Consider the following 505-nt stretch of genomic DNA (forward strand, 5'->3'; position numbering starts at 1 on the left):
TCGTGTTTGCCTGGACATACGAAAAAACACGATCGATTATACCTGCGATGATCATCCATAGTTTATTTAACGCGATTTTGCTGTTTTTCACAATCTTACTCACATAATGCAGCATGCGGAAGTTTTTCAAAAGAGATTCGTCAAATTCGAATACCAGATGTTAATCCATATCATGTTGTCCGTATAAAGCAGGATGCCGATGACGATCATCAGCGCGCCTCCGATCTTCATGAGCATATTCGAATATTTCATAAGCGGCCTGATGTTTCCGATAAAAAACGCCATGAGCAAAAAAGGAATGGCAAAGCCTAAAGAATATGCGGTGATCATCATGAATGCGCTCCCAAAATCAGGGTTCTGAAAATTTGCGTATGCGATCGTTCCGAATATAGGCCCGATGCACGGCGTCCAGCCCGCCGCAAAAATCATTCCGACCAGCATTGAATTCAGCAGGCCTATTTTTCCCTTTCTAATCGAAAAGCGCCGCTCCTTCATCATAAAAGCC

At 43.2% G+C, this 505-nt stretch carries 1 protein-coding gene and 1 pseudogene; one reads left to right on the plus strand and one right to left on the minus strand.

Annotation, left to right across the window (positions count from 1 at the left end):
- A partial coding sequence (locus ACWHAR_RS32525) for a CPBP family glutamic-type intramembrane protease (RefSeq protein WP_452089108.1) occupies nucleotides 1–107 on the plus strand: 107 nt, incomplete at its 5' end.
- 19 nt (nucleotides 108–126) lie between these two features.
- Here ACWHAR_RS32525 and ACWHAR_RS32530 read toward each other — a convergent pair.
- Nucleotides 127–505, minus strand: a pseudogene (locus ACWHAR_RS32530) (cytochrome c biogenesis protein CcdA); the annotation flags it as partial.

It is taken from the genome of Bacillus sp. LR--39 (assembly GCF_053613335.1).